Raw genomic sequence first — 12196 nt, 5'->3', positions numbered from 1 at the left:
CCCATGATTCTTCTCGGTGTCGGGATCAGCATCGCGGTCGTCGTACTCGTCGGCTTCCTGGTCTCGAAACGAATAGCAGGTGACAGCGCAAACTTTCTGGTCGGCGGTCGCAGCCTGCCGCTGATGTTGGTCGGCGGCGCGCTGATGGGCTCGGCGGTCGATACCAACGCCACGCTCGGAAACACCGACCTGGCAGCCGAATTCGGTTTCTGGGCCGGCGCCTGCCTGCCGCTGGGGCTGGCGTTGTGCCTGTTCCTGACGGGTGTGTTCGTCGCCAAGCCGATGAACCGGATGGGGCTGACGTCGTTCCCGGATTACTACCGGCTGCGATTCGGGCGCCAGGTCGAGGCGGTGGCATCTCTGATGCTCATTGTCGGCTTCTGCCTTCTGGTGGCCGGCAACCTGGTCGCGGGCGGCTTCCTGTTCAACTACTTCCTCGGCACCCCGTATTGGCTGGGTGCGGTCATCATCGCCATCCTCGCCGTCGCCTACACCGGCACCGGGGGACTGATCGCCGACGCGTACACGGCGATCATCCAGATGTCGCTGGTTCTCATCGGTGCCGTCGGTCTGCTGATCTGGATGGCGGTCACGCACGGCATCGCGATCGCGCCGGGCACGGGCCCGCTGGACCTGGGTCAGATGACCGACTCGGCGCAGGGCGCCACCATCAACTGGGCGACGCTCATCGCCCTGGGTATCGGCGACATCGTCGCGATCGACTTCATGCAGCGGATCTTCGCGGCGAAATCTCCCGAGACCGCCCGCAGGGCCTGCTTCGGTGCCGCGACCGGTGTGGTGGCGATCTGCGTGCCGTTCGGCATCGTCGTGCTCTCGGCCAAGGCGTTCCTGCCCGAACAACTGGACGGCCCAATCCTTTTCGTGCTGCTCGACCGATACGCGCCGCTGGCGTTGACGATCATCGTGCTGTGCGGTCTGGTCGGTGCGTCGATGAGCACCGCCAACGGTGCCATCTTGGCCATCTCCAACGTGACCGTTCGCAACCTGGGCGGGGTCCGGCGCGTGCATGTGTCCGGACAACGCGATCCGCTGCTGTGGGCGACGCGCATCGCGATGGTTCCGGCGACGGTCGTGGCGATCGTGATCGCGATCTATGTGAAGCAGACGGGCATTCTGCTCACGCTGGCCTTCGACCTTCTGCTGGCCTGCCTCGTGGTGCCGTTCATGCTCGGGCTGGTGTGGCGCAAGGGCACCGCAGTCGCGGCGCTGGCGTCGATCGTCGTCGGCCTGTCCGTGCGGCTGGTGCTGTTCGCGATGACGCCGACGATGTACGGCCTCGACAACACGATCCTCTACATTCCCAACGGGGTGTTCGACGCGTCCTTCGACGGCTGGCCCACCTTCATCGCCTTCGCGGCGTCTCTGATCACCTATGTGGCAATCGCTTTGGTGACACCTGCCGGGCCGATCCGGGGGCTTGACATCGCGGTGGCGCAGGATGTCGACGACGCACTCGACGAGGTGGACGTGGTCGAACCGGAGCCGATGTTGGTCAAGGCCGAGGCGGGGCAACAGTAGCCCACGGAACCGTGATCACCCCGTCGCGCATCCGGCGGCGGGGCGGTTCGACCGGCCAGCCGTTGTCGCGCAACGTGTTCAGCATCGCGCGCCACCGCTCCCGCGGTCCGAACACCCCGTGGCCCGCGACGCTGGCCCACGCGTGATCGGCGGCGGCCAACAGCGCGTTGATCGGCTGACCCGAGACGTTCTGGTGGATAAGGACTTTCGGCAGGCGCTCGGCGAGGTCGGACGGGCGCTCGATGGCGAACGGATCGCAGGCCAGTGTCAGGCTGACCGGCCCGTCCCCGTCGATCAGCACCCAGCAGCACCGCCTGCCCAGCTCGTCGCAGGTGCCGTCGATGATCAGGCCGCCCGGCGCGAGCCGCGTCTTCATCAGTGACCAGGCCTCGTCGACGGCGTCCTCCGGGTACTGCCTCAGCACATTGAACGCGCGCACCAGCACCGGGCGGTGGCCGGCCAACTCGAAGCCGCCGAGACCGAATTCGACGCCTCCTTGCGGCGGAACAATCCGTGCAGGATCGATCTCCAGGCCGATCACCCGCACGTCGATGCGCACCGTCCGCAACCGGCTGGCCAATTCGAGGGTGGTCACCGGCAGTGCGCCGTAGCCGAGATCGACGACCACCGGGTCGGCGGCCGATTGCAGCGCGGTGCGGACCCGCGGCGAGTGCACCAGCCAGCGATCGCAGCGCCGCAGCCGGTTGTGACCGGTGGTGCCCCGCGTCAGCTGTCCGACGGGAGCGCCCATGACCCGATTTTAAGGCGTCCGACCGCAACCGCCCTGATCCACGCCGTACGCCTGAGGCGCTAGTGGTGTCTGGCGATCCAGTCGGCGGTGAACGCCTCTTCGGCATCGAATAGCTGCTTGATGTGGTGCAGGATCAGATTCTCGAGCGCTCCGCCGATGAGCGGGATGTAGACCTTGCAGACGCTGACGAGCCGAAGCTCGCTGCCGGTGTCGGTCTCGGTGAGAAAGTACTTGCCGCCGAAGTGGCCGGGCCCGTGCGGGATGCCGGCGCGGTAGGTGCCGTTGCCCCGCCTGTTGGCGTGGTCGTACGGGTCGAAATGCTGTTCGCGCGTGATGATCATGTCGGCGGGCATCACACTGCGTGCGACCGGCGGCAGGTACATGCGCGGCAGGTTCTGTTTGAAGACGATGTCGGTGCCCGACCCGTTGGTCGTGAACGTGGTGATCTCGGACTGCGGGGTGAGGAACCGGTAGGCGTCCATCAGGGTTTCCCAGTAGTCGCGGCTGGTGAAGTCTCCGAAGATCTTTTCCGCAGGCGCGTCGTAGCAGATCCTGTAGTCCATCCGGCGCGCCATAACACCAGGTTACCGGCCGGTTACGGGTTGTCTTTGATCCACGCCGTGGTGAACCGCTGCTCGGCGATGAGCAACTCGACGAGTTGGCTGCCGATGAAGTTTTCGACTTTGCCGCCGACGAGCGGGATCCGCACCTCGACGCTGGCGGTGAACTGCAGGCGCGAGCCGCCGCCGTCGGTGGGAGCGAGCACCGCGGTGCCGGTCAGCGATACAGGAGCGCCGGGAATGGCACCCGTCACGGTGGCCGTGGCGGTTCCGTCGCGCACCGGGCTCCAGGCCTCCTCGCGCACGATCGACAGATCGCCCCGGTGGAACTGCATCACCACGCCGGGCAGTCGGTCGCGACGCAGCACCTGCGTCGTCACCACGTCGATGCCGCCGTCATCGACGGTCATCGAATCCAGCGTCGCCTCGTCTGCGCCGGAATCGGCAAGGCGCTCGTTCCAGTAGTTCTGATCGCGCAATGCCCGGTAGACCTGTTCGACGCTGCCGTCGTACTCGGCGGCCATGTCGAATGAACGCGGCATAGCTGGCCAGGCTACCGTTACGGCCCGTGGTCAGTTCGCGCCTACGGGGTGTACCCGTCGTCGAGCAGGTGCCGCTCGCGCCGCTGACCACGTTGCGCGTCGGCCCGGTCGCGCGCCGCGTGATCACCTGCGACACCACCGACGCGATCATCTCCGTCGTCCGCGCCTTGAACGGCGAGAACACCTCCGGTGAACGGGTGCTGGTGTTGGCGGGCGGCTCCAACGTGGTGCTCGGCGACGAGGTGCCCGACCTGACGGTGGTCCGGCTGGCCAATGCGGGCATCAGCGTCGACGGCAACATCTTGCGCGCCGAGGCGGGTGCGGTGTGGGACGACGTCGTCGTCACCGCACTGGAGCACGGCCTCGGCGGTCTCGAGTGCCTCTCGGGTATCCCCGGTTCGGCGGGTGCGACGCCGGTGCAGAACGTCGGCGCCTACGGGGCGGAGGTCTCCGACACGATCCGACGCGTCCGGTTGCTGGACCGCGCCACCGGAGACGACCGCTGGGTTGACGGCGAAGAGCTCGGATTCGGTTACCGGACAAGCATTCTCAGACACTCCGAGGCCGCCATCGCGTTGGAGGTCGAGTTCGTGCTCGACGCCGGGGGCCGCAGCGCGCCGTTGCGGTACGGCGAGCTGACCGCTGCGCTCGGCGCCGAACCGGGTGAGCGCATCGATCCGGCCGCGGTGCGCGACGCCGTGCTGGCGTTGCGCAAACGCAAGGGCATGGTGCTCGACGAGGCCGACCATGACACCTGGAGCGTCGGGTCGTTCTTCACCAACCCGGTCGTCACAGCCGCGGACTTCGACCGGATCCAGGCGCGCTCGGATGTCCCGGTGCCGAACTATCCCGCGCCGAACGGCGTCAAGCTGGCCGCCGGCTGGCTGGTCGAACATGCCGGCTTCGGTAGGGGTTACCCCGGCGACGAGGCCCCGGCGCGACTGTCCACCAAGCACGCGCTGGCGCTGACCAACCGCGGCGGAGCCACCGCCGCGGACGTGATTGCCCTGGCCAGGCGGGTACGCGACGGCGTGAAGGCGACGTTCGCGATTGAACTCACACCCGAGCCGATTCTGGTTGGAGCCTCTTTCTAGGTATGTTTGGAACACGTGAGCCCAGCCAATCCGTTGCCGCCGATATCTCGGCGCCGGGCCCTGACCGCATTTGCGGTCGGGGCGGTTGCTCCGGGCGTCCTGGCCGCTTGCGCCGGTAAGTCCAAGGCGCCGTCCGAGGCCGCCGAGGCCCCGTCGGCGCCTTCGCTGACCTACAGCCCGGCGAACGCCGCTTCCGACGTGACTCCGACGATGCCGGTCCGCGTCGAGGTCCGTGACGGCTGGTTCCAGCGGGTCAGCCTGACCAACGCTGATGGCAAGGTCGTTGCCGGCGCGATCAACCGCGAGCGCACCGCCTTCAATGTCACCGAACCGCTCGGCTACGGCGTCGACTACAAGTGGTCGGGTGCGGTGGTCGGCCGTGACGGCAAGGCCGTCCCTGTGAAGGGGAGCTTCACCACGGTCAACCCGTCGACTCGGGTCAACGGGCAGTTCCAACTCGCCGACGGTCAGGTCGTCGGCGTCGCGGTCCCTGTCATCCTGCAGTTCGACTCGACGATCGCCGACGAGGACAGGGCCACCGTGGAGAAGGCGCTGAAGGTGACCGCGAATCCGCCGGTGGAGGGCAGTTGGGCGTGGCTGCCCGACGAGGTCGGCGGGTCGCGGGTGCACTACCGCACCAAGGACTACTACCCGGCGGGGGCGACGGTGAACGTCGACGCGAAGTTCTACGGCGTGAAGTTCGGCGACGACGCCTACGGCGCCCAGGACATCTCGCTGAACTTCGTCATCGGGCGCCGGCAGGTCGTGAAGGCCGAAGCCTCGTCGCATCGCATCCAGGTCATCACCGACGAGGGCGTCATCATGGACTTTCCCTGCAGCTACGGGGAGGCCGACCTGCCGCGCAACATCACCCGCAGCGGGGTGCACGTGGTGAGCGAGAAGCACGAAGACTTCTACATGAGCAACCCGGCCGCCGGCTACAGCAACGTGCACGAGCGCTTCGCCGTGCGCATCTCCAACAACGGCGAGTTCATCCACTGCAATCCCAACAGCATTGCCTCGCAGGGCAATACCAACGTGACCAACGGCTGCATCAACCTCAATCTGGAGAACGCCCAGCAGTACTTCGGCAGTGCGATCTACGGCGACCCGGTCGAGGTGACGGGAACCTCGATCGACCTGTCCTACGCCGACGGCGACATCTGGGACTGGGCGGTGCCGTGGGAGGAGTGGACCTCGATGTCGGCGCTGTCGTCGCAGGCACCGCCCACCAACATCCCCAGCACCGCGCCCGCCACCCCGACGGGCGCGCCACAACCGGTCAACGGGCGTCCTGGCGGTTAAGCGCTACTGCCGGTTGAAGCGCGATGCGCTGGCCTGGTCGCGCGGCCGGATCACGATGGTGTCCAGATTGACGTGCGACGGCCGCGACGCGACGAAGCCGATCACCTCGGCGACATCCTCGGCCACCAGCGGTGTCACGCCCTTGTAGACGGCGTCGGCGCGCTCCTCGTCGCCCTCGAACCGGCGCAGCGAGAAGTCGGTCTTGACCATCCCCGGCGCAATCTCGGTGAGCCGCACGGGCTTTCCCAATAGCTCACCGCGCAACGTGCGGTGCAGCGCACCCTGGGCATGCTTCGCCGACGTGTAGCCGGAACCGTTGTCGTAGGTCTCGATCGCGGCGATAGACGTCACCGTGACGATCAGGCCGTCGCCGGAGTCGATGAGCTTCGGAAGCAGCGCGCGGGTCATCCGCAGCGTGCCGAGCACGTTGGACTCCCACATCCAGCGCCAATTGTCGATGTCCGCCTCCAGCACGGGCTCAAGGCCGCGGGCGCCGCCGGCGTTGTTGACCAGCACGTCCACCCGGTTCAGGCTGTCGGTCAGCGCCGCAACGGCATCTTTCTCGGTCACGTCCGCAACGAACGCGGTGCCGCCGATCTCGTCGGCGAGCGCCGTGATTGGGCCCTCGCGGCGGGCCACGCAGACCACGTGAAAGCCCTGAGCGGCAAGGGTTCTCGCGGTCGCTTTACCTATACCTGCACTGGCGCCGGTGACCACCGCGACCCGGCGGTCGGCAACGGGTGTCGTCATGCGACCAACTGTAGTTGGCGCGAATCTCCTAGCCTGCTACGCGGGTCAACCCTCGAGTCGGCGTGCCGCTCCCCCCTACGGCGACCGACGTCACTGCGCAGAGAGCTAGTTGGCCGTGCTAAGTTCACGACGTGATCCGCAGTAGTCAGGCCATCGGCGCACGGCGCGCGTGTTGTTGTTGTCGCCGCGCATACCGCCGCGCCTGACCCGAGTCGGACATTCGCCAGTCCCGCTGAGTCGCCAGGTGTGGCACAGACCCACCAGCCGACTACTGACGAGGACATACCGTGCGCACCACCACTCTCCGCCCAGCCCCGACCCCCGCACACACCAAGCGCGCCCTGCTGTCGCGCCACCACATCGTCGCCCCGTCGCTGTGCGTCGCCGACGCCGCGGCGGCGTCGGTCTTCAACGCCGCCCGATCGCGAGGCCCGATCGCGCGTGACGTCATCGCCAAGGTCACCCAGCTGTCCATCGCGACGGTGAACCGCCAGGTGACCGCGCTTCTCGACGCTGGCGTGCTGCGGGAACGTGCCGACCTCGCGGTGTCCGGTGCCATCGGCAGGCCCCGGGTGCCGGTCGAGGTCAACCACGAACCGTTCCTCACCCTCGGCGTCCACATCGGCGCGCGTACCACCAGCATCGTGGCCACCGACCTGTTCGGCCGCACCCTCGATGTCGTCGAGACCCCGACGCCGCGCGGCGCCCAGGCGGCCGCCCTCGCGTCGCTGGCCGGCAGCGCGCGCCGCTACCTGAGCCGCTGGCACCGCCGCCGCCCGCTGTGGGCCGGCGTCACCTCGGGCGGCGTCGTCGACAGCGCGACCGGCTATCTCGACCACCCACGCCTTGGCTGGTCGGATGCTCCAGTGGGCCCCGTGATCGCCGAAACGCTCGGCTTGCCAGTGTCGGTGGCCTCGCACGTCGACGCCATGGCGGGCGCCGAGCTGCTGCTGGGTACCCGCCGTGCGTCGCATCAGGCGACGAGCCTCTACGTGTACGCCCGCGAGACCGTCGGTTACGCGCTGTCGATCGGTGGCAGGGTCCATTCGCCCGCCAGCGGTCCTGGCACCATCGCCGGCCTGCCCGCCCAGTCGGATCTGCTCGGCGGCACCGGCCAGCTGGAGTCCACGGTCAGCGACGAGGCGGTGCTCATCGCCGCCCGCAAGCAGCGGGTGATCCCCGTCGAGGGGCCCGGCTCCACCATGACCGCCGTGCTGCGCGCGGCCCGGCAGGGCAACGAACAGGCCCGCGCGCTGCTGGCCGAGCGGGCCCGGGTGCTCGGGGAGGCCGTCGCGCTGCTGCGCGACATGCTCAACCCCGACGATCTGGTGGTCGGCGGCCAGGCATTCACCGAGTACCCCGAGGCCATGGGCGTTGTCGAGTCCGCGTACGCGCAGCGGTCGGTGCTGCCGACGCGCGACATCCGGGTGACCTCGTTCGGCAACCGGGTCCAGGAGGCGGGTGCCGGTGTGGTGTCGCTCGGCGGTATCTACGCCGATCCGATCGGCGCAATGCGACGGGCGCTCGCGCGCAGGCCGGAAGCGACGGCTTGAGGCCACGCCGGCACACAGTGCCCGGACTCGAACTCGACGACGGCCGCCGCTGAACACGGTGTAGACATGTCTGTGTGCGCCTAGCGACGGATCTGTCGAATGCCGCCGCCGGCGAGGCTCCGCGGCGAGTCGCCGTGCTGTCGGTGCACACCTCCCCACTGGCGCAGCCCGGCACGGGCGATGCGGGCGGCATGAACGTCTACGTGCTGCAGACCGCGCTTGGGATGGCCCGTCGCGGCGTCGAGGTGGAGATCTTCACCAGGGCCACCTCGTCGGCCGATGAGCCGACGGTGCGGGTGGCGCCCGGCGTACTGGTCCGCAACGTCGTCGCGGGCCCGTTCGAGGGGCTGGACAAATACGACCTGCCCACGCAGCTGTGCGCGTTCACCGCGGGCGTGCTGCGGGCCGAAGCGACCCACGAGCCGGGCTACTACGACATCGTTCACTCGCACTACTGGCTGTCGGGTCAGGTGGGCTGGCTGGCGCGCGACCGGTGGGCGGTGCCGCTGGTGCACACCGCGCACACCCTCGCCGCGGTCAAGAACGCTGCGCTCGCCGACGGCGACGCACCCGAACCGCCGCTGCGCGCGGTCGGCGAACAGCAGGTGGTCGACGAGGCCGATCGGCTGATCGTCAACACCGAACACGAAGCGCAGCAATTGATTTCGCTTCACCACGCCGACCCGGCACGCATCGACGTTGTTCACCCCGGCGTCGATCTGCAAACCTTCACACCAGGCGATCAGCGAGCGGCGCGCGAGGCGCTCGGGCTGGCCCCCGACGAACTCATACTCGCCTTCGTCGGCCGCATCCAGCCGCTGAAGGCGCCCGACATATTGCTGCGCGCCGCCGCCCGGCTGACAGACACCATCACGAACCTGCGGGTGCTGATCGCGGGCGGGCCGTCGGGAACGGGCCTCGCGGAGCCCGACACACTCGTTCGGCTGGCCGAGGAACTGGGTATCTCCGATCGGGTGACGTTCCTGCCGCCGCAGTCTCGCGAGCAACTCGTCAACGTGTATCGCGCCGCCGACCTGGTCGCGGTGCCGAGCTACTCCGAATCGTTCGGCCTCGTCGCCGTCGAGGCGCAGGCCTGCGGCACCCCGGTGGTCGCCGCCGCCGTCGGCGGCCTGCCCGTCGCGGTGCGCGACGGCGTGACCGGCACGCTGGTCGCAAGCCACGACGTCGACGACTGGACGCGGGCGATCGCCGAGCTGACGCAGCGTGGGCCCGCCACGATGCGCCGCGCCGCCGTCGAGCACGCCGCCACGTTCTCCTGGGCGCACACCGTCGACGGGCTGCTGGCCGGCTACAGCGGGGCGATCGGCGACTACGGGTCGCGCCACCAGCGCCATGACGGCGCCGCGCGCCGCACGGGGCGCCGGTTCTCGATGCGTAGGGGCGTCCGGGCGTGACACCCGAAGACGCGCAGCAGGTCATCGAGGACGCCTGCAAGGAGAGCGACCTGGTCTGCACCCGCCATGAAGGCGCGCAGGGCGGCCTGCCCGGCATCATCGTCGAGCTGCCGGGCGAGCGACGGCTGAAGACCAACACCATCCTGTCCATCGGCGAGCATTCGGTGCGCGTTGAGGCGTTCGTCTGCCGCAAGCCCGACGAGAACCACGAGGGCGTGTACCGGTTCCTGCTCAAACGCAACCGCCGGTTGTACGGGGTGGCCTACACGCTCGACAACGTCGGCGACATCTACCTGATCGGCCGGATGGCGCTGCACTCCGTCACCCCCGACGAGGTCGACCGCGTGCTGGGTCAGGTGCTCGAGGCCGTCGACAACGACTTCAACACGTTGCTGGAGTTGGGTTTTCGCACCTCCATCCAAAAAGAATGGGAGTGGCGGGTGTCTCGCGGCGAGTCGCTGAAGAACCTGGAGGCGTTCGAGCACCTGATCGACGACGACGCCGACTGACTCCACCCGACGCCCAAACCAACGTTTGGGCGGATTTGTACGAGTAGGTTGCGCCATTTCGTCGATCTCGGAGCGAAACGCGTGAGGTGCGCGACACGTGAGAAGATCGTCGCCATGGGAGATTCCACGCTGATCCTGCTGCGCCACGGCGAAAGCGAATGGAACGCGCGCAACCTGTTCACCGGGTGGGTCGACGTCGACCTCACCGAGAAGGGCAGGGCTGAGGCCGTCCGCGCCGGCGAGCTGATCAAGGAACTGGAGCGCCAGCCCGACGTGCTGTACACGTCGCTGCTTCGGCGGGCGATCACCACCGCGAACCTGGCGCTGGACAAGGCCGACCGGCACTGGATACCCGTGCACCGCAGCTGGCGGCTCAACGAACGCCACTACGGGGCGCTGCAGGGCCTGAACAAGGCCGAAACCAAGGAACGCTACGGCGAAGAGCAGTTCATGGCGTGGCGGCGCAGTTACGACACGCCGCCGCCGCCGATCGAGCCGGGCAGCGAATACAGCCAGGACGGCGATCCGCGCTACGCCGATATCCCGGGCGGACCGCCGAGGACCGAATGCCTCAAGGACGTGGTCGAACGATTCTTGCCGTACTTCATCGAGGTGATCGTGCCCGACCTGAACGCGGGTAAGACCGTGCTGATCGCCGCGCACGGAAACTCGCTGCGGGCGCTGGTCAAGTACCTCGACAAGATGTCCGACGACGACGTGGTCGGGCTGAACATCCCCACCGGCATCCCGCTGCGCTACGACCTCGACGTCGAACTGCGGCCGAAGGTCGCCGGCGGCACCTACCTGGACCCCGAGGCCGCCGCCGCGGGCGCCGCCGCCGTCGCGAGCCAGGGCGCGAAGTAGTCCGCAGGGAAGCGGCCCTGGGCAAACTCTGGATGAACGAGAACCGAACACATGCGCTTCACCGTGTGACTTGTCCCGTTTTGGCCGCACGCTGCTGGGATGACGTTCACCAGTTTCGTACCATTTGCTCGTGAGTGTGGTATCCGCGCTGCTGCTGACGGCAGGCGTGGCACTGCTCGCGCTGGTGATCGGCGTGGGGGTCGGCGTAGGTCTGATGCCCAGATTCGTCGAGCGCAGGCAGCGACGGACGGTCGAGCAGTCCGGCATCACCGTCTCGGAGATGCTGGCCCACATCGTGTCGCTGTCGCCGGTGGGCATCGTCGTGGTCGACACCTACCGTGATGTCGTCTACACCAACCACCGAGCCCGAGAACTGGGCTTGGTGCGGGACCGCCTGCTCGACGACCGTGCCTGGCTGGCGGCGCAGCGCACCCTGAGTACCGGTGAAGACGTCGAAGTCGATCTCTCCCCGCGCAGGCGCGCGCTGCCCGGCCGGTCCGGCCTGTCGGTGCGCGGCCACGTCCGGTTGTTGACCGAGGAGGACCGCCGGTTCGCCGTCGTCTATGTCGACGACCAGTCGGAGCACGCACGGATGGAAGCCACCCGCCGCGACTTCGTCGCCAACGTCAGCCATGAGCTCAAGACACCTGTCGGGGCGATGGGTGTGCTCGCCGAGGCGCTGCTGGCCTCCGCCGACGACCCGGACAACGTGCGCAGGTTCTCGGACAAGATGGTCGTCGAATCCAAGCGGCTGGCCGACATGGTCGGCGAGCTCATCGAGCTGTCCCGGCTGCAGGGCGCCGAACCGCTGCCCGACCTCGAGGCCGTCGACGTCGACACCGTTGTCGCAGAGGCGCTGTCGCGATACAAGGTGGCAGCGGACAAAGCCGACATCGCAATCACCTCCGACGCGCCGACCGGTTACAAAGTGCTCGGCGACCAACCCCTTCTGGTAACTGCGCTGGCCAACCTGGTGTCCAACGCAATCGCATATTCACCCAACGGGTCTGGAGTGTCCATCAGTCGCAGGCGCCGGGGCGACAACATCGAGATCGGCGTCACCGATCGGGGAATCGGCATCGCCGCCGCCGATCAGGAACGGGTGTTCGAGCGGTTCTTCCGCGTGGACAAGGCCAGATCGCGAGCAACCGGAGGTACCGGTCTCGGGCTTGCGATCGTCAAACATGTTGCGGCAAATCACAACGGATCCATCCGGCTGTGGAGTCAGCCGGGCACGGGATCGACGTTCACCCTGTCGATTCCGGCCTATCCGGACCGCGCGAGCGAGTCGGACGAACGAGAGGATTAAGAACG

Annotated in this window: 12 protein-coding genes; 8 read left to right on the top strand and 4 right to left on the bottom strand. The window is 68.0% G+C overall.

Annotated elements, in window-relative coordinates:
• Nucleotides 1-3: 3 nt before the first annotated feature.
• Nucleotides 4-1539 carry a high affinity choline transporter 1 gene (locus QOC76_RS01440; protein WP_526353405.1) on the top strand — a complete coding sequence of 512 codons (1536 nt, stop codon included), beginning with the start codon at nucleotides 4-6 and terminating at the stop codon, nucleotides 1537-1539.
• On the opposite strand, the gene QOC76_RS01435 is transcribed toward QOC76_RS01440, so the two are convergent.
• Genes QOC76_RS01435 through QOC76_RS01425 form a run of 3 tightly spaced genes read right to left on the bottom strand, consistent with a single transcriptional unit; the run spans nucleotide 1514 to nucleotide 3392 of the window.
• Nucleotides 1514-2290: a class I SAM-dependent methyltransferase gene (locus tag QOC76_RS01435; RefSeq protein WP_526353403.1), complete on the bottom strand. Its 777-nt coding sequence runs from the start codon at nucleotides 2288-2290 to the stop codon at nucleotides 1514-1516. The genes QOC76_RS01440 and QOC76_RS01435 overlap by 26 nt on opposite strands.
• 59 nt (nucleotides 2291-2349) lie before the next feature.
• Complete coding sequence (locus tag QOC76_RS01430; protein ID WP_526353401.1) at nucleotides 2350-2865, bottom strand: DUF2505 family protein; 516 nt, start codon at nucleotides 2863-2865, stop codon at nucleotides 2350-2352.
• Nucleotides 2866-2885: 20 nt separating this feature from the next.
• Nucleotides 2886-3392, bottom strand: a complete 507-nt coding sequence (locus tag QOC76_RS01425) for a DUF2505 family protein (RefSeq protein WP_526353399.1) — start codon at nucleotides 3390-3392, stop codon at nucleotides 2886-2888.
• Nucleotides 3393-3418: 26 nt separating this feature from the next.
• On the opposite strand from QOC76_RS01425, the gene QOC76_RS01420 reads away from it, so the two are divergent.
• Together QOC76_RS01420 and QOC76_RS01415 are read left to right on the top strand one after the other, a co-directional pair.
• A complete protein-coding gene (locus QOC76_RS01420; RefSeq protein WP_526353397.1) occupies nucleotides 3419-4486 on the top strand; it encodes a UDP-N-acetylmuramate dehydrogenase in 1068 nt (355 codons plus the stop codon).
• A gap of 15 nt (nucleotides 4487-4501) precedes the next feature.
• Nucleotides 4502-5791: an Ig-like domain-containing protein gene (locus tag QOC76_RS01415; protein WP_526353395.1), complete on the top strand. Its 1290-nt coding sequence runs from the start codon at nucleotides 4502-4504 to the stop codon at nucleotides 5789-5791.
• A gap of 3 nt (nucleotides 5792-5794) precedes the next feature.
• Here the strand turns inward: QOC76_RS01415 and QOC76_RS01410 are convergent, their stop codons facing one another.
• Nucleotides 5795-6541, bottom strand: a complete 747-nt coding sequence (locus tag QOC76_RS01410; RefSeq protein WP_526353393.1) for an SDR family oxidoreductase — start codon at nucleotides 6539-6541, stop codon at nucleotides 5795-5797.
• A 287-nt stretch (nucleotides 6542-6828) separates the two neighbouring features.
• On the opposite strand from QOC76_RS01410, the gene QOC76_RS01405 reads away from it, so the two are divergent.
• The 5 genes from QOC76_RS01405 to QOC76_RS01385 all read left to right on the top strand — a co-directional run bounded on the left by QOC76_RS01405 (nucleotide 6829) and on the right by QOC76_RS01385 (nucleotide 12191).
• Nucleotides 6829-8094 (top strand): ROK family protein, encoded by a 1266-nt coding sequence (locus tag QOC76_RS01405; RefSeq protein ID WP_526353391.1) that lies wholly within the window; start codon nucleotides 6829-6831, stop codon nucleotides 8092-8094.
• Nucleotides 8095-8168: 74 nt separating this feature from the next.
• A complete protein-coding gene (gene mshA, locus QOC76_RS01400; RefSeq protein WP_526353389.1) occupies nucleotides 8169-9509 on the top strand; it encodes a D-inositol-3-phosphate glycosyltransferase in 1341 nt (446 codons plus the stop codon).
• Nucleotides 9506-10018, top strand: coding sequence for a YbjN domain-containing protein (locus QOC76_RS01395; RefSeq protein ID WP_526353387.1), 513 nt, complete (start codon nucleotides 9506-9508; stop codon nucleotides 10016-10018). Before mshA ends, QOC76_RS01395 begins: the two co-directional genes overlap by 4 nt.
• A 114-nt stretch (nucleotides 10019-10132) precedes the next feature.
• Nucleotides 10133-10882, top strand: coding sequence for a phosphoglyceromutase (locus tag QOC76_RS01390; protein WP_526353385.1), 750 nt, complete (start codon nucleotides 10133-10135; stop codon nucleotides 10880-10882).
• 130 nt (nucleotides 10883-11012) lie between these two features.
• Entirely contained in the window at nucleotides 11013-12191 is a 1179-nt protein-coding gene (locus tag QOC76_RS01385) for a sensor histidine kinase (RefSeq protein WP_526353383.1), read from the top strand.
• Nucleotides 12192-12196 lie beyond the last annotated feature (5 nt).

The organism is Mycobacterium sp. (genome assembly GCF_032159565.1).
Lineage (GTDB): Bacteria > Actinomycetota > Actinomycetes > Mycobacteriales > Mycobacteriaceae > Mycobacterium.
The sequence above is the reverse complement of the archived record's forward strand: the minus strand, read 5'-3'. Positions and strand labels throughout refer to the sequence as shown.

Excerpts from the sequence above, each read along its gene's own strand:
- QOC76_RS01440 (WP_526353405.1), top strand. The coding sequence starts at position 4 with ATGATTCTTCTCGGTGTCGGGATCAGCATCGCGGTCGTCGTACTCGTC.
- QOC76_RS01435 (WP_526353403.1), bottom strand. The coding sequence starts at position 2,290 with ATGGGCGCTCCCGTCGGACAGCTGACGCGGGGCACCACCGGTCACAAC.
- QOC76_RS01430 (WP_526353401.1), bottom strand. The coding sequence starts at position 2,865 with ATGGCGCGCCGGATGGACTACAGGATCTGCTACGACGCGCCTGCGGAA.
- QOC76_RS01425 (WP_526353399.1), bottom strand. The coding sequence starts at position 3,392 with ATGCCGCGTTCATTCGACATGGCCGCCGAGTACGACGGCAGCGTCGAA.
- QOC76_RS01410 (WP_526353393.1), bottom strand. The coding sequence starts at position 6,541 with ATGACGACACCCGTTGCCGACCGCCGGGTCGCGGTGGTCACCGGCGCC.
- QOC76_RS01390 (WP_526353385.1), top strand. The coding sequence starts at position 10,133 with ATGGGAGATTCCACGCTGATCCTGCTGCGCCACGGCGAAAGCGAATGG.